Origin of the sequence: Neisseria brasiliensis (assembly GCF_009671065.1) — a bacterium.
Lineage (GTDB): Bacteria > Pseudomonadota > Gammaproteobacteria > Burkholderiales > Neisseriaceae > Neisseria > Neisseria brasiliensis.
This window is the reverse complement of the sequence record NZ_CP046027.1, coordinates 2,247,004-2,265,894: the sequence shown is the minus strand read 5'-3', so window position 1 is coordinate 2,265,894 and position 18,891 is coordinate 2,247,004. Positions and strand designations below refer to the sequence as shown.

The 18,891-nt window shown below is 49.6% G+C and carries 20 protein-coding genes; 10 read left to right on the top strand and 10 right to left on the bottom strand.

Annotated elements, in window-relative coordinates; translation table 11 throughout:
• Nucleotides 1–11: 11 nt before the first annotated feature.
• The 4 genes from GJV52_RS13110 to GJV52_RS11275 form a co-directional block, all read right to left on the bottom strand.
• The gene (locus tag GJV52_RS13110) at nt 12–173 is read right to left on the bottom strand and encodes a hypothetical protein (RefSeq protein WP_195690040.1); all 162 of its coding nucleotides are present in this window, start codon (nt 171–173) and stop codon (nt 12–14) included.
• A 105-nt stretch (nt 174–278) separates the two neighbouring features.
• A complete protein-coding gene (locus GJV52_RS11285; RefSeq protein ID WP_100563306.1) occupies nt 279–503 on the bottom strand; it encodes a hypothetical protein in 225 nt (74 codons plus the stop codon).
• A 26-nt stretch (nt 504–529) separates the two neighbouring features.
• Complete coding sequence (locus GJV52_RS11280; RefSeq protein ID WP_100563308.1) at nt 530–772, bottom strand: toxin PIN; 243 nt, start codon at nt 770–772, stop codon at nt 530–532.
• Between the two features lie 13 nt (nt 773–785).
• Entirely contained in the window at nt 786–1,703 is a 918-nt protein-coding gene (locus GJV52_RS11275) for an AAA family ATPase (protein WP_100563310.1), read from the bottom strand.
• A 45-nt stretch (nt 1,704–1,748) separates the two neighbouring features.
• On the opposite strand from GJV52_RS11275, the gene GJV52_RS11270 reads away from it, so the two are divergent.
• Nucleotides 1,749–2,006 carry a GntR family transcriptional regulator gene (locus GJV52_RS11270; protein ID WP_097784618.1) on the top strand — a complete coding sequence of 86 codons (258 nt, stop codon included), beginning with the start codon at nt 1,749–1,751 and terminating at the stop codon, nt 2,004–2,006.
• Nucleotides 2,007–2,076: 70 nt separating this feature from the next.
• On the opposite strand, the gene GJV52_RS11265 is transcribed toward GJV52_RS11270, so the two are convergent.
• Both GJV52_RS11265 and GJV52_RS11260 read right to left on the bottom strand, forming a co-directional pair.
• Nucleotides 2,077–4,023, bottom strand: a complete 1,947-nt coding sequence (locus tag GJV52_RS11265; RefSeq protein ID WP_229439419.1) for a transposase family protein — start codon at nt 4,021–4,023, stop codon at nt 2,077–2,079.
• Nucleotides 4,024–4,099: 76 nt separating this feature from the next.
• Nucleotides 4,100–4,276, bottom strand: coding sequence for a DNA-binding protein (locus GJV52_RS11260; RefSeq protein WP_095501795.1), 177 nt, complete (start codon nt 4,274–4,276; stop codon nt 4,100–4,102).
• A gap of 108 nt (nt 4,277–4,384) precedes the next feature.
• On the opposite strand from GJV52_RS11260, the gene GJV52_RS11255 reads away from it, so the two are divergent.
• Both GJV52_RS11255 and GJV52_RS13335 read left to right on the top strand, forming a co-directional pair.
• Nucleotides 4,385–4,744, top strand: coding sequence for a helix-turn-helix domain-containing protein (locus GJV52_RS11255; protein ID WP_095503825.1), 360 nt, complete (start codon nt 4,385–4,387; stop codon nt 4,742–4,744).
• Nucleotides 4,745–5,075: 331 nt separating this feature from the next.
• Nucleotides 5,076–5,813 carry a LexA family transcriptional regulator gene (locus tag GJV52_RS13335; protein ID WP_229436963.1) on the top strand — a complete coding sequence of 246 codons (738 nt, stop codon included), beginning with the start codon at nt 5,076–5,078 and terminating at the stop codon, nt 5,811–5,813.
• A 243-nt stretch (nt 5,814–6,056) separates the two neighbouring features.
• Here GJV52_RS13335 and GJV52_RS11245 read toward each other — a convergent pair whose 3' ends face one another.
• Nucleotides 6,057–7,412, bottom strand: coding sequence for a polynucleotide adenylyltransferase PcnB (locus tag GJV52_RS11245; protein ID WP_100563314.1), 1,356 nt, complete (start codon nt 7,410–7,412; stop codon nt 6,057–6,059).
• A gap of 251 nt (nt 7,413–7,663) precedes the next feature.
• Here GJV52_RS11245 and GJV52_RS11240 point away from each other — a divergent pair, with 251 nt between their 5' ends.
• The 4 genes from GJV52_RS11240 (at nt 7,664) to purE (ending at nt 9,870) form a co-directional block, all read left to right on the top strand.
• Complete coding sequence (locus GJV52_RS11240; RefSeq protein ID WP_095503470.1) at nt 7,664–7,849, top strand: DUF3460 family protein; 186 nt, start codon at nt 7,664–7,666, stop codon at nt 7,847–7,849.
• A gap of 13 nt (nt 7,850–7,862) precedes the next feature.
• Nucleotides 7,863–8,531 (top strand): class I SAM-dependent methyltransferase, encoded by a 669-nt coding sequence (locus GJV52_RS11235; protein ID WP_095503469.1) that lies wholly within the window; start codon nt 7,863–7,865, stop codon nt 8,529–8,531.
• A 3-nt stretch (nt 8,532–8,534) separates the two neighbouring features.
• On the top strand, nt 8,535–9,305 hold the full coding sequence (locus GJV52_RS11230) for a tetratricopeptide repeat protein (protein ID WP_095503468.1): 771 nt from the start codon (nt 8,535–8,537) through the stop codon (nt 9,303–9,305).
• A gap of 82 nt (nt 9,306–9,387) precedes the next feature.
• Nucleotides 9,388–9,870, top strand: coding sequence for a 5-(carboxyamino)imidazole ribonucleotide mutase (purE, locus tag GJV52_RS11225; RefSeq protein WP_095503467.1), 483 nt, complete (start codon nt 9,388–9,390; stop codon nt 9,868–9,870).
• Nucleotides 9,871–9,952: 82 nt separating this feature from the next.
• On the opposite strand, the gene GJV52_RS11220 is transcribed toward purE, so the two are convergent.
• On the bottom strand, nt 9,953–11,743 hold the full coding sequence (locus GJV52_RS11220; RefSeq protein ID WP_154143173.1) for a 2-isopropylmalate synthase: 1,791 nt from the start codon (nt 11,741–11,743) through the stop codon (nt 9,953–9,955).
• A 214-nt stretch (nt 11,744–11,957) separates the two neighbouring features.
• On the opposite strand from GJV52_RS11220, the gene GJV52_RS11215 reads away from it, so the two are divergent.
• From GJV52_RS11215 to cysG, 3 genes are all read left to right on the top strand, one after another.
• Nucleotides 11,958–13,073, top strand: a complete 1,116-nt coding sequence (locus GJV52_RS11215) for a methyltransferase (RefSeq protein ID WP_100563316.1) — start codon at nt 11,958–11,960, stop codon at nt 13,071–13,073.
• Between the two features lie 65 nt (nt 13,074–13,138).
• Nucleotides 13,139–13,615 (top strand): DUF4112 domain-containing protein, encoded by a 477-nt coding sequence (locus GJV52_RS11210; protein ID WP_100563318.1) that lies wholly within the window; start codon nt 13,139–13,141, stop codon nt 13,613–13,615.
• A 128-nt stretch (nt 13,616–13,743) separates the two neighbouring features.
• Nucleotides 13,744–15,126, top strand: coding sequence for a siroheme synthase CysG (gene cysG, locus GJV52_RS11205; protein ID WP_100563320.1), 1,383 nt, complete (start codon nt 13,744–13,746; stop codon nt 15,124–15,126).
• A 101-nt stretch (nt 15,127–15,227) separates the two neighbouring features.
• Here the strand turns inward: cysG and lpdA are convergent, their stop codons facing one another.
• On the bottom strand, nt 15,228–17,021 hold the full coding sequence (gene lpdA / locus GJV52_RS11200; protein WP_095502800.1) for a dihydrolipoyl dehydrogenase: 1,794 nt from the start codon (nt 17,019–17,021) through the stop codon (nt 15,228–15,230).
• Nucleotides 17,022–17,126: 105 nt separating this feature from the next.
• On the bottom strand, nt 17,127–18,800 hold the full coding sequence (aceF, locus tag GJV52_RS11195) for a dihydrolipoyllysine-residue acetyltransferase (protein WP_100563322.1): 1,674 nt from the start codon (nt 18,798–18,800) through the stop codon (nt 17,127–17,129).
• Nucleotides 18,801–18,891: the final 91 nt, after the last annotated feature.

The following is an 18,891-nucleotide window of genomic DNA, read 5'->3' as shown; positions in this document are numbered from 1 at the left end:
AGCGATCCACATCATTTTTCCTGCTCCTTTTTCATCAATTCTTCCGTTTCCCGCTTCATCCGCGCCTGATATTCCTCCGCCGTTTCCTGCTTCTTCCGCGCCTGCCATGTCCAAACGCGGCGGCGGTGTTGGCCGTAGGCTTGCCAATCCTGATTGCGTCTGCCGAAACTCATTTTCGCCATCCTTTCTGTATCGCCTTATCCCCAAAGCGGCGTTTGATGTCCGCCACCGCCTGTTTCAATGCCAGCTCACGCGCCTTGCGTGTCGGGCGTTTCGGCTTATTCATAGACGATTCCTTCCATCTTGCTGTCCGCGCTCATGCTGTCGTATTGCGCTTCCACCTTCATCACTTCCGCCTGCGCCGCCATGTCCGCCGAGCGTTCCAAACTTGCCCCTTGCGCCTGCACCGGCTGCGCCGTACAGGTATGCAGTAACACCCCCGCAGCAAACAACAACACCGCGCTCACCATGCCCGCCAGCAAATGTTTCACATACTCAATCATTTTTCAAATCCTTATAAATCAAATACTTAATATTTTCGTAAGGCAAAAAAATTATTCCGCATCCAATCCGCCTTAACCTGATCCGCCCATTCTTTGGCTTCCTCCTTACACTCAAAACGCTTTCGAGCGCGGCGGATTTGCAGCCATGCAAAGCCTTCCTTGCGCTTGGCGCGCACATCCGCCCGCCAAATCTTGTGCCGCTTATGAGTGGCATAATCATGCCAAGTATCTTCGTACACCCCTGCGTGTACCGTATATTCACGCTTCATTTCAGACGGCCTTTTAACGGATAATTAACGTGCTGTACTTTTTCACGATCCCAGCCTGAAGCTGGATACCGTTTTTATTTGCGGTGCGCACCGCACCACACATCAGCTTACTCATGCGGCGCGTATTACCGTTGGCTTGTTTCACAACTTCCGCCAACGTTTCTGCATCCGCTTCCGGCAACGCAGTTTGTGCAATCGCCATCAACTCATCGTCCGGCAGGCTGTCGCCAAGCGGCAGGGCAACCGATACGCGGCTGTAAAGCTGCACCAGCTCGCCATGCTTACCGCGCAGGTTGACTACCAGTCGCGGCATACCGCTCATCACCAAGCCGCAGCCCGTTTCATCGTGCAGGCGGCGCAAAATCTCTAAGGCACGCAAAGGCAGGTTTTCCGCTTCATCCACCACAATCAGACGACCTGAATCACGCAAACGGTCGGCCACCGCTTCAAACAAATCATTCAGGCTGCCCGTATTGACCAGCTTGCACGCCGTTGCCAATTTGCGCATCAACACCAGCGCATTAAAGCTCGGATTCGCTTCAATTAAGATGGCGGTCGGATTTTTTTCGCAGTAGCGTTTTACCGCCTGCGTTTTGCCCAAACCGGCCTGACCGTAAATCACCACCACCTCACCGCCTTCGTGCGCTTCCAGCATGGTGCCCATAATGCGGCGCATGGTAGGCGTAGACACAAAGCCGATGTTCAGTTCTTCACGTTGTGCCTTGCTTTCCTGCACGTCCAAATAGGTTTCGATTTTTTTCTCGACTGTTTCATATTTGCCGCCGTGTTCGGCATAATTGCCCTTTAAATACATATTGATTTGCGACACGGAGCTGCCGATGGCTCGGGCAAGCTGGCTTTGGCTCAAGCCCGAGCGCTCTTTAAATTCGATAAAACGCTGTTGTAATGCCTTGTTGATTTGGTTTTTCATTTTTACTATCCTTAAATTTTCAACAACCCTTAAAGGCCGTCTGAAATGAATGATTTGCCCGACTTGGAAAAACGTCTGAATATGATTGAAATCAGTCTTCAGGAATTGGAGCAGATTTCCATCGCCGATACTGCCGTCCTGGCTTGGCTGCTTCAGCGGATTACCCGCCAAGAGCCGACTTCGATTGAACAGGTTCGCCGCTTTCTAACTGCTCAGGTTGCTCACTTACCTGAAGATGACCCAATACGTGAACATTTCGATTCATTGCTTCTACTCGTTGCCGACGCAGAGTCTCTCGCTTAGTCTGTTCTGCCCGTAATGTTTCCGCCGAGAAACACTCGGGCTTTTTTACTGTCTGTTCCATCTCCATCTCCTACATATCTGCTTCAAAAAGTTCAAAATCATCCGTTCCTGTTTTCGGCAATACCGCATATTCCGCTTCAATCACATCAAGGGCTGCCCCCAAATTGCCCAGCTCATCCCACGTTTGCGCGTGTTCCAAAGCAGGATTGATTTCCGCATTTGCCAGTTTGATGACGTTTTCCGCACGTTTAACCTTACCTTTACGGCGGTTTTCCGCCAGTTGGTCGCGGCGCGAAATCGGCATTGCAGGGCGTTTGTTGCCGTCGAGTTTGGCCTTGCATAAAAACTTACCGGCCATGTCATACACCAACACACTCTGAGCATCGTCTAAGTCATAAGCCACACGTACCTCGTCTTTGTGATACTCAGCCAAATCCACGCTGAAATACTGGTTGTTAAACAAATCCAACCAACCACGCTGCACCTTGCGGATTTCCTGCGGACGGAACAGCGTTTCTTCTTCCTCCTCCGCCAAGAAATCAGGGGTCAGGCCGTCTGAAATCATGCGTGCATCACGGTATTGCTTCGGCGTATAGTGCGACCCGTCTGCCGTTTTCGGCAGCTCGCGGTGTGGGCGGTTGTTGTATTCCTCAATACAGGCCAACACATCAGCGATAAACTGCTTCCAGCTAGGCAGCTTCGCCGCCCATTTCTGCTGTTCCGCCGTCAACTCCTTACCTTGCTCCAGCGCATTAAACGCACTTTCCAACTTACGGTAAGTCAGGTTTTTCGTGCTGCTGTCCATCCCTTCGCCGGTAAACGTCTCATACTGTCGCGCCATCCGAATCAAATTGTCTTTCCACCAGCGTTCGATAATGCCGCGCCCCTGCGGATTGCCCGGCAACCCCGTCTCATGATGGATACCCAGCCGTGCCGCAATACCCGTAATCTCATGGTCGATGGTTTTACCCGTTTGGCCGCCACCGTTATCCGAGTAATACATCAACGGCACACCAAAATGCTTGACCCCAATCCGCAGCGCATCACACACCGCCACACAACTTTCTGCCAAACTCACCGAAAACCCCATCACCATCCGCGTGCAGCCGTCCAAAATCACCGTCACTTCCGGCTTAAACGGCCTGCCGTGTACAGGGTGCGCCACCTTCGCCTTAAAGCTGTGGCCGTCGCCAATCCAAACATCATTCGGCTTCAACGCCCCCCAGTCACGCTTCACATAAGGCATCAACGCCTTATATGCCGCGCCGGTTCGGCGACCACGTTCCTGCATAATCATCGGCAATTTCTCCCAAACACGTCGCACCTGGCTTTCAGTTGGCATTTCATTAATCGGCATATGCTTTTCCCACCAATCCGCAAACAACCCATAGCTGTGCGCCAATTTCGGCGCGCTCGGCACATTGTGAAAACGGATAAAATGCGGCAACCAACGGTATTCCGACAGCGGCACCGCCTTGCGTGTCGACTTCGGTGCCAACGCCATCAACCGCTCGTTGGGTGTAGCCGCCTTACGGTAAGCAATCGTCCATTCCTTTAAAGAGCGCATAGACAACTTCACTTCACCACCGCTTCGCGCATTCGCCAACGGCAACAAATCCACCAAATACTGCGGCAATCTGCCTTGCTCCAACTGCTCCAGCACATAAGCCTGCGCATAACTGATTTTCAAGCCGCCGATACGGTGCATTTTCAACACCTCCGCCACAATCGACATCCGCGCATGAGCACATTGCCGTTGCTTTTCCGTCAAACCGCCGACTGCTTCATCAATCGGCAGACCAAGCTGCGTATTCGCTTGTTTGGCCGGTGCTTTGCCGACTGCCGCAGGCAGCGTTTCCACCAAATTCTCACTTTCAGCCAACAAACTTTCCGCCTGTTTCTGCTGGATCGCATTGCGGATTTCGGGGGGTAGGCTGGAGATTAGGTATTGCTTGACTTTTCCGCCTTTCCCTTGGCCGTCTGAAAATTTATAGGTCCAGTTCTGCCTTATTGCCATTTTGTCTAACGCCTGTCTTGACTTATTCAAGACGACCGACAACTCTCGGCTAGATATTTTTTCCATAAAATCAACCTCATTTCAGCCCTAGCTTTCGTGCGATCTCGAAACCCTTGCCGTATTTGGCTTTATTTTGACCGCCGACAACTAAGTAAACTTCACGCGGCTTGTAGCCGTTTTCACGTGCCCAAGAAGCCAGTGTTTTTCCTTCTTTTTCAAAGTTTTCTTTTAATTTTTCTATAGTTATCGTCATAGATAGTCCTTTTTCTTTGTGCTAAAATACTGCACTAACTAAGTGTTAGTACTGCCCTGTTTTTTTTGAATTATGAGAAAAATATTTCTCTTTTGCAAGGATTATTTTGTGGAAAACATTTCTCTTTTTGGTAGTCGATTGAAAGTAGAAAGAAAAAAGTTGGGTTTGACTCAGTCTCAACTTGCTGAGAAATGTGGAATTACACGTGAGATGTGGGGAAAATATGAGCGCGGCGTGTTTATGCCAAACTGTGAAATTATTTTCTCTTTTTATGGACTAGGTGCAGATGTGAATTTTCTTTTCACAGGAAATAGGCCGTCTGAAAATTCAAACGAACTCAGCAAAGATGAACTAGAGCTGCTTCAAAACTATCGGCAATCAACAGATAAAAGCCGTGAAATCATTTTGACTATCGCCAAAACACAGGAGAAAAAAGAAGTCGGTATTACGGCTGGTGAAGTAGCCTGACGGGAAGAACTAAGCAACCATTTTGCAAGAAATAGGTTGCTTAGTCACAAATTTAGCCAAAAATCATATTTTATTTATCCATATGATTTAAAAATAATTTTAATTAAGCAACTGAAAAAATTTGGTTGCTTATTCGGTTGCTTAGTCATCATCAGACAAGAATTTGATACTACGGGGCTGACTTAATAACCAAAATGCCAAATTTTGGTTATTAAGCCTTAGTTCCATCCTAAATCTATAAATTGTTAGTGTTTTGATTTTAAATGAATTCTCATTTAACAACCCAAAATAAAAGGTTATTAATCAGATTATTAAGTCCAGCTCAATTTAATTGGCTGCTGAAAAGAAAGGGGTAAGTATGTTCACGGGAAATGAATGGCTTGATGTAGCTGAAATCTCCGTCTGCCGACGGATTGACCGAGTGATAAAAGAATATGGGATAACGGCTGAAAGCTTCTCAGAAATAGCAAATATCCCAATAATAGAAGCTAGAAAGATGTTGAATGGAAAGAAAAAATATTCTATTCCAACCATATCGGCAATCTGCCTTTACTATGATATAAATGCGAATTGGTTATTTTCTGAACAAGGCAAAATGTATAAAGAGCCTGATATGGTTGATACTGATGGCTTATGCATTGAAATAGATGAATATGCCTTCATTTCGCATTACACTTTCCCTATTTTTAAAGATGGCCAAGAATCATTTTATCGGACTGATAAAGGAGGAAGCCCAATCCCTTTTCGTCGTGACTGGCTAGATAAAAATATTTCAACTTCAATCAATAATTTATCGGTATTTGAAGTATTGGGCGACTCGATGGAAGGCGTGCTCAACCATGGCGATTCGATTTTGATTAATCACGCCGAAACCGAGCCGCGCGACGGCCTGTACGTCTTAAGAATCGGTAACGACCTGTTTGTCAAACGCGTGCAGCGCATACCCGGCAAACTGCTCGTAACGTCCGAAAACCCACGCTACGCGCCATTTGAAATAGATTTAAGCCATACCGACGACGACATAGCCATCATCGGCCGCGTGGAGTGGTATGGCCGCAGCATTGATTGAGCTTTTTAAACCCGTTTTAAAAAAGTCTTAAAACCATTTTAAATTTGATAATTCCCCGCCAGCTTTCGTCCAAAAAAATGCGCATTTTTGCCCATTTTGTTGCAAAAGCTGGCGTAAATTTTTTTAGACGCAAAAAAGGCCGAAATCCACGTCTTTTCAGGATTTCAGCCTTTTTTATTGGTTTGATGTTCCGGTGCAAAAACTAACAGTACCCCACAATTTTCAATCAATATGCAACAGAAATTATTCAGCCGCAACCATTTTCTTTTTTCTCGGCTTGCGACGGCGTTTGCGCTTCGGTGTTTCGCCACCTTCGCGATATTCCTGCTGCTGGCGTTGTTGCGCCGCCATGCCCATTTGGCTGCGGGTTTCGTCATCAGCGTGTTGGAAAGTTGTCCACCATTGTACGATGTCATTATCCACTTCGCCGACTTGACCGCGCAGCACCAGAAAATCATAAGCGGCACGGAAGCGCGGTTGGCTTAATAATTTATATGGACGGGCACCGCGCATATTGTCAAATTGCGGTTGCAACTGCCAGATTTCGCGCATGGTAGCGGAAAAGCGTTGTGGCACCCCCCAGCCTTTTTCAACCGTTTCACGCAAGGTGGTGATGGCATCGTTTAAGGCCGGAGCCGATTTTTGGCCTTGTTGCTGGTATTCTTGCCAATAGGCGTTAAGCTGCGGCCACAAAATCGCTGCCAGTACGAAACCGACCGACACGGATTTATCGGCGCGCAAACGCTCGTCGGTGTTTTTCAGCGCAATGGCGATGATGCGGTTTTCGGTTTTATCGGCGGATTTCAAAGCAGTAAGCAGCGGATGAATGTCGTTGCTCACGCCTAAGGTATTCAGCTTTTGCAGGCATTGGCGGGCATGACCTGAAAACAGCAGCTTCATGATTTCGTCAAACAAGCGGGCCACCGGCTCGTTTTTCAGACGGCCTGCATATTGCGGAATCGGCGCGGCGGTGTGTTCTTCCACATCAAAACCGAGTTTGCCCGATAATCGAACCGCACGCAAAATCCGCACCGGATCTTCTTGATAACGCTCGGCCGCATCGCCGATCATCACCAGTTTCCGGTCGGCAATATCGCTCACGCCTTGATGGAAATCGAGAATTTCTTCATGAATCGGGTCGTAATAAAGCGCATTGCAGGTGAAGTCGCGGCGCATGGCATCTTCTTCGATGCTGCCGTAGGTGTTGTCTTTCATGATGCGGCCGTGCGCGTTTTGCACGGCTTTGTTGCCGCCGCGGAAAGTGGTCACTTCAATGGTTTCGGGGCCGACCATCACATGCACAATTTGAAAACGGCGGCCGATGATGCGGCTGCGACGGAAAATTTTATGTACTTGCTCAGGCGTGGCGTTGGTGGCAACGTCAAAATCTTTCGGTTCCACGCCCAACAATAAATCGCGCACCGCACCACCAACCACATAGGCTTGGAAGCCTTCTTTATTCAATTGCTTCACCACTTTTTCAGCGGCAAAGCTCAACATATCCGCGCTGATGCGGTGTTCACTATACGGTAAAACCGTTTTTTGCACCGCTTTGCTCGCTTTCGATGGCAAAACTTTGTGCAACCATTTTTTCAACATACTTAAGATTCTTTTCAATTGAGGCCGTCTGAAACGCTGACGGTTGAAAGCAACCTTTGCACAATATTCTGTGGGCAAAACATTGTGCAAAGGTTTCAGACGGCCTGACATGTAAAATTCAAACTGCAAAACACCTTGAATCGACGTTTTGCAACAATAATCCGCCATTATACCCGAAACCCTGTTTTCCCCAACAAAATCAGCTATAATATCGGCCTTAACGCATTTTACGCGCCTTTGGAGCAACAAAAATGTATCAATACAAATCCGATGCCACCCAATTTTTAGACCAATTGGTTGCCGACAACCCTGAGCTGGAGCAAGAGCGTTTGGCCAACCGCGATTTATTGTGGGATGTCGAGCTCAAGCCCGAAGAGCAAGCCGGTTTTGAAGCGGCGAAAGTGGCAAAAAAACCTTACACTTACTACCAAGATTGATGGTTCAGACGGCATGACCACCCACACGCACAATATCGCGCCCGAATTACAAGATTATCTCAATGCCATCGGCGAAGCAGAGCATCCCGTGCTTACTGCCTTACGCGAGCGCACAGCACATCACCGCTTGGGCAAAATGGCGATTGCGCGCGAGCAGGCGGCTTTGCTGACTTGGTTGGCGCGTTTGCTTAAGGTGGAAAACTATCTGGAAGTGGGTGTATTCACCGGCTACAGCAGCACCGCAATGGCCTTAACCCTGCCCGAAACCGGCCGCATTACCGCCTGCGATATTAATGTCACTTTTACCGACATTGCCCGCGAAACCTGGCAGGCTGCTGGCGTGGCGCACAAAATCAGCCTGCATTTGCAGCCTGCTTTGCTCACGCTCGATGATTTAATTGCCGAAGGCAAAAGTAGCCACTACGATTTGGCATTGATCGATGCCGATAAACCGCCAACACCGCAATATTTCGAGCGCTGCCTGCAATTGGTGCGCAGCGGTGGCGTGGTCGCGATTGATAATGTGTTGCTCAATGGCCGCGTGATGCACGAAGCGGATGACAACGCGCCACCAAGCCTGCATATTTTGCAACAATTCAACCGCAATCTGCCGAATGATCTCCGCATTGTGCCGATTACCCTACCCGTCGGCGACGGCTTAACCCTGTTATTAAAAAAATAAAAAATGACAACATTCAAGCTCACCCTTACCGTTTTATCTGCACTCGCTTTAAGCGCGTGTGCCGCCACCCAACCTGTGCCTTATCAGGAAGAATCGTTTATTCTGCCGGACATTCCGGATGAACCTTTGCCACCGCCAAGCGGCATTCCTTATCCGCAATTAAACCAGCAGACCCAAATCGACCAACTCGGCATTCAGGTAGCACGTTTAGAGCGCGACATGAGCACGCTGCAAACCCGCATCGAGGAACTTGAGCGCGTCAACAAAATCCGCCCGAAACCGGCAGCCAAACCAATTATTACGGTTAAAAAACCGGCTACAACCCAGCGCTTAAACGATGCCAAACTCAAAGCGGCTTATCTGAAAAACGATGGCGTGGCCGTCAGCGATGCCGATGCCGTGGCACTGAATGAAACACGCTTATACAACCAAGCCTTGAAATACTACCAGCGCGGCAATTATGTAGCAGCGGCGGCGGTATTGCGCGGGGCAGACGGCGGTAATGGCAGCGAAGCAGCGCGCCGCAATATGTATTTGCTGCTGCAAAGCCAACAGCGCATCGGCAATTGCGAATCGGTGATTGAAATCGGCGGCCGCTATGCCAACCGTTTCCTCGGCAGCGCGCAAGCACCGGAAGCGCTCTTCAGCATCGGTCATTGCCAATATCAAATGCAGCAAAAAGACATTGCCCGCAGCACATGGCGCAAACTGATTCAAACTTACCCTGAAAGCGATGCCGCCAAACGCGCCGCAATCAGAATCAAACAACGCTAAACGGTTTTCAGACGGCCTTTTGCATCATGCAGGCCGTCTGAAATTTTTATTTATTTGAAAGCTTTATTTTTGGAGAAAAATCATGATTCAAGTCGGCATTATTATGGGCAGCAACAGCGATTGGCCGGTTATGCAGCAGGCTGCGCAATTTTTAAAAGAATTTGGCGTAGAATTTGAAGCGCGTGTGGTTTCTGCACACCGCACGCCGGATTTGATGTTTGAATACGCCGAAACTGCACGCGAGCGCGGCATCAAAGCCATTATCGCCGGTGCCGGTGGCGCAGCGCACTTACCGGGTATGGTGGCAGCGAAAACAACTGTGCCGGTGTTGGGCGTGCCGGTGCCAAGCAAATACTTACGCGGCGAAGATTCTTTACTCTCTATCGTGCAAATGCCAAAAGGCGTGCCGGTAGCAACATTTGCCATTGGTGAAGCCGGTGCGGCCAACGCTGCCTTGTTTGCCATTTCTTTATTAGCGAATGAAAACGCTGAATTGGCGCAAAAGCTGGCCGATTTCCGAGCCAAACAAGAGCAAACTGTTTTGGCTATGACACTGGAAGATTAAGCCCGTTAACATTTCAAATGCAGCAAAAAGGCCGTCTGAAAAACATTTCTGCTTTTCAGACGGCCTTTGTTTATACGTTAACTTAAATCAAACCACTACCCTGCGCTTTTTGCTTAGCTTGACCAAATTCCAATTTACTCAATGCCGACAAATAAGCCTTAGCTGTTGCCACCAATACATCGGTATCCGCGCCTTGGCCGTTCACCACGCGATCACCGCGTTGCAAGCGAACCGATGTTTCGCCTTGGCTTTCCGTGCCTTGGGTCACGGCATTTACCGAATAAATCTGCAACGTCGCTTGGCTTTGCGCCACGCTTTCGATGGCTTTGAAAATCGCATCGACAGGACCTGAACCATTGGCCGTTGCGCGATGCTCGCTGCCATTTACGCTGAACACGATTTCGGCAGTCGGCAATTCGCCGGTTTCGGTATGAATTTTTTGCGAAATAAATTTGTATTGCTCGGTCGCCAAGGTCATTTCGTCGGATACCAAAGCATGCAAATCTTCATCGAAAATTTCGCGTTTTTTATCAGCCAGCTCTTTAAAGCGGGCAAACGCGGCATTCAGCGCTTCTTCACTCTCCAATTCAATGCCCAATTCTTGCAGCTTGGTTTTGAAGGCATTGCGACCAGACAATTTACCCAAGCTCAAGCGGTTGGTTGACCAGCCTACCGATTCGGCTGACATGATTTCGTAGGTTTCACGGTGTTTCAACACACCGTCTTGGTGGATACCTGATTCGTGGGCAAACGCATTGGCGCCGACGATGGCTTTGTTTGGCTGCACCGGATAGCCGGTGACGGTCGAAACCAATTTGGAAGAAGGCACGATTTGCGTGGTGTCGATGCCGGTTTCCAAGCCGAACAAATCACTGCGTACTTTCAGTGCCATCACGATTTCTTCGATAGACGCATTGCCCGCGCGCTCGCCCAAGCCGTTGACGGTACATTCCACTTGACGCGCGCCGCCTTTCAATGCGGCCAATGAGTTGGCTACAGCCAAGCCCAAATCGTTGTGGCAGTGTGCCGACCAAACCACCCGGTCGCTGCCCGGAGTTTTGGCAATCAGTTCACGGAAAAATTCTTCAGTTTTGTAAGGAATCGAGTAGCCGACAGTATCCGGAATATTGATGGTGGTCGCACCGGCTTCAATTACCGCGCCACAAATTTCGGCCAAAAAGTCGATTTCGCTGCGCAATGCATCTTCACATGAAAATTCAACATCATCGGTGTATTCTTTGGCAATTTTCACGGCTTTTACTGCAGCTTCCACCACTTGCTTCGGCTTCATTTTCAGCTTGTATTCCATGTGGATCGGGCTGGTGGCAATGAAGGTGTGAATGCGCTTGTTTGGCGCCGGCGCAATCGCTTCACCGGCTTTGCGGATGTCGTTTTCAACTGCACGAGACAACGAACAAACCGTTGATTTGGTGATGATTTTGGCAATCGAATTTACCGCATCCCAGTCACCCGGGCTGGCAGCGGCAAAGCCGGCTTCAATCACATCAACACCCAATTTTTCCAATTGACGGGCAATGCGGATTTTCTCTTCTTTGGTCATCGCGGCGCCGGGTGATTGCTCGCCGTCACGCAGGGTGGTATCAAAAATAATTACGCGGTTTGTTTGTGTCATGTCATTTCTCTCCAGAGAATCTTGTTTTTTTAAAAAAGCATTCAAGTCTAAGCGGCGGCCTTGTGCTTCGGCTAGGGCGGTTAATTTTTGCAATTGTGCCAAAGGCAATGAGCCTCGGGTGCGCCATTTATAGATGGCGGCAGTGGTTGCGGCATTTTCGGGATCGTGTTGCTTCAGCGCTTCGGCCAACGCGTTCACTCCGCCGAAATAAGCAACCAAGCGGTCGATGTCCAGTTGCATGATGTTCCTTGTCTAAAACTTTAGAAATTTTTTAGTTGAGTTGAAAAGCATTATACGCAAATTGGACAAAACGACAATAATTTTTTGCTAAAAACCGCATAAATATTTTTATGAAGCTAAATTTTTTATACATATTGTCTAATTTAATCATTATTAATGAGGCCGTCTGAAAAATATAGTACACTCTGCGATCTCTGCAAATATATGATTTACCATGAATTCGCTGATTCCCACTTCTCAACATACCGAAATCGAATGGCGCAACCAAAGCACGCAAAAGCCGCCGCAAAAAGCAGTTTATCTGCACGACGCCAATACCGACACGGTATTAAAAGCTGCCTACGAACACACCGCCACGGTTTGGACAGGCGATTTTCACCAAGCCAAACAAGTGTTGGCAGCCATGAAAAAGCGTGTACGCAAACCGGCTAAATCGAAGAAGACACCAGCAGATGTTCAGACGGCCTTTCATACCCACCGCATGCAGCAGGCGCAACAAAGTCGCGTAATCAATATGTTGGCAGTAGAAATCGGCGCAGGATTCACGCTCAACATTTCCCGCGCGCCCGACATCCGCCCTGCGCTGCTGGACGTGTTTGGCGAAGAAAACGACCATGCTTTTTTATTGCCGCTGAATCAGCTGCTCGGTTTTATCGGCGCGCATGAATGGCACAAAAAAGGCATTCATCTCGAAGCTTTAGGCGGCAAGATTCATGTGCCCTTTGGCGTATTTTCGCCTTTGCGCGGCGAATATTTAGACTTAATCGCCGCCGCACCACTCAACCCAAACGTTCAGACGGCCTTTGACATCGGCACAGGCTCAGGCGTGATTGCCGCCCTGTTGGCCAAACGCGGCATCGCCCACATCACCGCCACCGACACCAATCCCCAAGCCATCGCTTGCGCCACAAAAAATATTCGCAATCTTGGCTATGAACAGCAAGTTAACATTCAGGCGGTAAACCTGTTCCCTGAAGGGTGTGCCGATTTAATCGTCTGCAATCCGCCTTGGCTGCCCGCGAAACCCACTTCGACCATCGAAACCGCCTTATACGACCCCGAACACGGTATGCTCAAAGCGTTTCTCAACGGTGTGGGCAAACATTTAAACGAAAGCGGCGAAGCGTGGCTGATTATTTCCGACTTGGCTGAGCATTTACACCTGCGTCACGCCGACGATTTACGCACATGGTTTCAGACGGCCTCATTAGCAATCATCGATGTGCTGCACATCAAACCGCAACACAGTAAAGCCACCAATCCCAACGATCCGCTTGCTTTTGCCCGCCTGCAAGAAACCACTTTCCTCTACCGCTTGAAAGTGGCTTAAAACGCGCCATATACAGGCCGTCTGAACGTTTCAGACGGCCTATTTCATTTTTTAAGAAAGCAAGCATGAACACTGCTCTTATCCGCCCCGATATTGAAAACAGCCGCAGCTACCGCTTAAGCCGCCTGCTCAAGCGCTATCTTGATGATTATTATCTCGATGGCTTTATCGGGCTGTTCCCCGTGGCGGGCGATGTGTTCAGCCAAACATTTAATTTGGTGTTTGTGTATATTTCGCTGTTTAAAATCCGCTCGATTCCGCTCACGCTGGTGGTGATTTTCAACAGCCTGCTGGATTTGTTGATTGGCTTGATACCGGTAGTGGGCACAGTTTTGGATTTTTTCCACCGCTCTTACAAACGCAATTTTCTGCTGGTAGAAGGCTTTAGCCAAAACAATCCGCATATTATCCGCAAGGTTCACGGACAAGCTATTTTTGCGGCGGTGGGTATTGTGGCCGTGGGTGCGGCTTGTGTTTGGCTGATTCAAAACCTGTTTATGCTGCTGGAACAAGGCTGGCAAATGTTGTTGAATTGGCTGTAAAACCTGCCTTACTGATACATCGGCACAACTTATAACCAAACACCATAAGATAAGCAAAATCGATTCTTTCCTATTTTTTCAGACGGCCTTTAACATGCCGACATTGCCAAAATAAGAAAGAACACAACATGAGCCATTATCCTATTTTTGCCGATTTGCACGGCCGCGCTGTTTTGCTGGCGGGGGCTGGCAAGGTTGCCGAGCGTAAGGCGGAAAGCTTATTGAAAGCCGGTGCCGCTATCCGCGTGGTGGCGCAAAAGCTGAATCCAACTTTTCAGGCATGGCAAAGCGAAGGCAGGATTACTTGGCTGGGCGGCGTGTTTCACGATTTTTATTTGGACGATGTGTTTTTAGCTGTTGCTGCTACCGATGACCATGGCTTCAACCAACGGATTTTCCAAGCGGCGGAAGCACGCGGCAAATTCTGCAACACAGTCGATACCGCCGATTTATGCTCGTATATCGTGCCGGCCATTATTGACCGTAGCCCGATTCAAATCGCCATTTCCAGCGGCGGCACTTCGCCTGTGTTGGCACGAAAATGGCGGCAAATCATCGAAACGCTGCTGCCGCTACACACCGGAAAAATGGCGGCCATCGCGGGCAAATGGCGTAGTCGCGTAAAAGAAAAAATCGACGGCACGGAACACCGCCGTCGCTTTTGGGAACATTTGTTCGACAGCCGCTTTAACGCGTTAACCGCACAAGGCAACCTCGAAGCCGCGGAAGCCGAATTATCCGCCCAGCTTGACGGCTACCAGCCTGCCAAAGGCGAAGTGGTCTTGGTTGGTGCGGGGCCGGGTGATGCCGGTTTGTTGACCATTCACGCTTTGCAGGCGATTCAGGCGGCGGATATTGTGTTGTATGATGCGTTGGTGTCAGATGAAATTCTGGACATGGTGCGCAAGGATGCGGAAAAAATCAGCGTCGGCAAGCGCGCGGGCTGCCATCATGTACAGCAGGAAGAAACCAATCAATTGTTGGTGAAATACACCTTACAAGGTTTACGCGTGGTGCGTTTGAAAGGCGGCGACCCGTTTGTTTTCGGGCGCGGCGGCGAAGAAGCGCAAGTACTGCGTGCAGCCGGTGTGCCTTATCGCATTGTACCGGGCGTAACCGCTGCTTTGGGCGCGACGGCATATGCCGGCATTCCACTGACGCATCGTGACTGTGCGCAAAGTGCGTTATTTGTTACCGGACACAGCAAACACGACGGCGACCAGCCTGATTGGCGCACTTTGGCATTAAGCCATCAAACTTTAGCAATTTATATGGGCACACTACGCGCTTCGGTGATTGCAGAAAAATTGGTTGAATACGGCCGCAGCGAAGATACGCCTGTTGCTATTATTTCCAACGGCACCCTGCCGAACCAATTGGTACAAACAGGCTGTTTGAAAGATTTACCGCAAATGGCAGAAAACGCGCCGCGCCCTGCTTTGATGATTATCGGCGAAGTGGCGGCATTGCGTGATGAATTGAAATGGTTTCAAGAAGGTTATGCTGCTTAATCGTTAATAAGTATAGCTCACAAATCAAAAAGGCCGTCTGAATTTTCAGACGGCCTTGTGTTTCATAGGGTTAGGCAGCAATTAATGCTGCCGTATGCCTATTATTTTTTCTTCTGCGCCGGCAAGTCGGTACAAATACCCAATGCCACTTCGGCAGCCATACCGATCGATTCACCCAAAGTCGGATGCGGATGGATGGTTTTGCCGATGTCTTCGGCATCACAGCCCATCTCGATAGCCAGACAGATTTCACCAATCATGTCGCCACCGTTTGGACCGACAATACCGCCACCAATAATTTTGCCGGTTTCGGCATCAAAAATCAGTTTGGTAAAGCCGTTGTCGCAGCCGTTGGCAATGGCACGACCAGAAGCCGCCCAAGGGAAGTTGGCTTTGGTGATTTTGCGGCCTTCTGCTTTGGCAGACAACTCGGTTACACCCACCCAAGCCACTTCAGGCGCAGTGTAGGCAACACCCGGAATCACGCGCGCATCGAAGAATGCTTTGTGACCGGCACAGTTTTCTGCGGCAACGTGGCCTTCGTGAACGGCTTTGTGCGCCAACATAGGCTGGCCGACAATATCACCAATCGCATAAATGTGCGGCACATTGGTACGCATTTGTTTGTCGACTTCGATAAAGCCGCGGTCGGTCACAGCCACACCGGCTTTTTCCGCACCAATCAGCTTACCGTTAGGTGCACGGCCTGCAGCGACCAACACAGCATCGTAGCGTTGCGGCTCTTTCGGTGCGTTTTCGCCTTCAAAAGTCACATACACGCCGTCTTCTTTAGGCTCGACAGCCACGGTTTTGGTGTTGATCATGATGTTGTCGAAACGGTATTCGTTGGCTTTTTGCCATACTTTGACCAAATCACGGTCGGCACCTTGCATCAAGCCGTCCATCATTTCAACCACGTCTAAGCGTGTGCCCAAAGTGCTGTATACCGTACCCATCTCCAAGCCGATGATACCGCCGCCGATAATCAACATTTTGCCCGGCACTTCTTTCAGCGCCAATGCGCCGGTTGAATCGAAAATGCGCGGATCTTCAGGGATAAACGGTAACTTGGTGACGCGGCTGCCCGCAGCGATGATACAGTTTTTGAACGCAACGGTTTTCTTCTCGCCGGTTTGCGTGGCTTGTTCGTATTCGTCGCTGGTGGTCAACGCCACTTCCATGTGGTTAGGACCAACGAATTGGCCTTCGCCTTGGATAATATCGACTTTACGACCTTTGGCCATGCCTTTCAGGCCGGTGGTTAAACGATTCACTACGCCTTCTTTGTAGCCGCGCAGCATGTCGATATCCAATTCTGGCTCAGGATATTTAATGCCGTTGGCTGCCAAGTGGCGCACTTCATCAATCACGGCTGCATTGTGCAGCAAAGCTTTTGATGGAATACAACCTACGTTCAGGCAGACACCGCCCAAGGTGCTGTAGCGCTCAACGATGGCTACTTTTAAGCCTTCGTCAGCAGCGGCAAATGCAGCTGAATAGCCGCCAGGGCCGCCGCCCAAAACGACTACATCGTATTCGGCATCAGCAGTACCGGCAAATTGCGCGGCTTGTGGTGCAGGCGCAGCTTGTTTCGGTGCTTCTTGTGCCGGCGCTTCGGCTTTAGGGGCTTCCGCTTTTGGTGTTTCCGCAGCTGCGCCTTCGGCCTCGATAACAGCAATCAAGCCGCCTTCGGAAATTTTATCGCCGACTTTGACTTTCACTTCTTTTACCACACCCGCAGCTTCAGCAGGCACATCCATGGTGGCCTTATCGGTTTCCAAGGTAATCAGCGTGTCTTCCAGCGCGATGGTGTCACCCGCTTTAATTTCCACGGCAATAATATCTACATTTTCGTGACCGCCGATGTCGGGCACTTTCAATTCGATTAAGCTCATTTTTAGCCTTTCTGGTTAGCCGTCTGAAAGATTTCAGACGGCATCAACATCATTCAAACTTAGCGTGTTGCGGCAAGCCTTGAAGCCCGCCGCACACTTCGCCGATTACAAACTAATGCGGCGGAAGTCTTTCAACAGGTTGGCCAAGAATACGGTGAAACGCATACCGGCCGCGCCGTCGATTACACGGTGGTCGAAAGACAGGCTCAATGGGCACATCAAACGCGGCTCGAATTCTTTACCGTTCCAAACCGGTTTCATTTGCGATTTGCACACACCCAAAATAGCCACTTCAGGCGCGTTCACAATCGGGGTAAAGCCGGTGCCGCCAATACCGCCCAAGCTAGAAATGGTAAAGCATGCACCTTGCATTTCTTGCGGTTTCAGCTTGCCTTCGCGGGCTTTTTTCGACAATTCGGTCAACTCTTGGCTGATTTGTTTCAAGCCTTTTTGATCCACATCTTTAATCACCGGCACAACCAAACCGTTTGGTGTGTCGGCAGCAAAACCGATATTGAAGTAGTTTTTCAATACCAAGTTGTCGCCGTCTAAAGAAGCGTTGAACTCAGGGAATTGTTTCAAGGCTGCAACGGAAGCTTTGATGATGAAGGCCAAAGGCGACAATTTCACGCCTTCGCGTTCCCATTCTTTATTCAGCTGTTTGCGGAATTCTTCCAATTCGGTCATGTCCGCATCTTCGTTTACGGTCACGTGTGGAATCACCACCCAGTTGCGCGACAGGTTTTGGCCTGAAATTTTCTTAATGCGCGACAACTCTTTGACTTCAATCGAACCGAATTTGCTGAAATCCACTTTCGGCCATGGCAACAAGTCCAAACCACCGCCCAAAGATGCGCCGGCTGCAGCAGGAGCAGCTTTGCCCGCACCACCTTGCATGGCAGCTTTAACGAATGCTTTAATGTCGTCGCCAACGATACGGCCTTTCAAGCCAGTACCTTTTACTTGACCTAAGTCCACACCCAATTCACGCGCCAATTTACGCGCTGATGGGCCTGCGTGTGCTTTGGCAAAAGCAGCTTCATCAACCGGTGTGCTGCCGAATGCAGCAACTGGTGCAGAAGAAGCAGCAGGTGCAGGTGCAGCGGCTTTAAGGGCTTCTTGAGCAGGAGCCGGAGCAGCTTCGGCAGCTTTCGGTGCTTCAGCAGCAGGTGCAGGGGCGGCGGCAGCGCCACCGGCAACTTCAACTTCAATAATTGCCGAACCTTCAGATACTTTATCGCCCACTTTAATCAACACAGATTTCACCACACCGGCAGCAGTAGATGGCACATCCATGGTGGCTTTATCGGTTTCCAAGGTAATCAGCGTGTCGTCTTCGGCAACGGTGTCGCCGACTTTGATTTCAACGGCAATCACGTCAACATTTTCATGACCGCCGATGTCTGGTACAGCCACGGTTACTGTACCACCTGCAGTAGGTGCAGCAGCTTGAGCCAGCGCAGGTGCAGGTGCTTCTGCTTTGGCTTCTTCCGCTTTAGGCGCTTCTGCAGCAGCCGGTTTTTCTTCGGCCGCTGCAGCACCGGTTTCCACCAGCAAAATCACGCCGCCTTCAGAAATTTTGTCGCCAACGCTGACTTTCACTTCTTTCACCACGCCCGCGGCATCGGCAGGTACGTCCATGGTGGCTTTGTCGGTTTCCAAAGTAATCAGGGTATCGTCAACCGCGATGGTGTCGCCAGCTTTGACTTCTACGGCGATAATGTCCACGTTTTCGTGACCACCGATATCGGGTACTTTAATTTCTACGATTTGACTCATCGTTTTATTCCTTAGTTGTGCTGCAACGTTTATCGTCGCAGTAAGGTTTTTTGAAACAGATACGTTTGTTTTCAGACGGCCTTTATTTTCA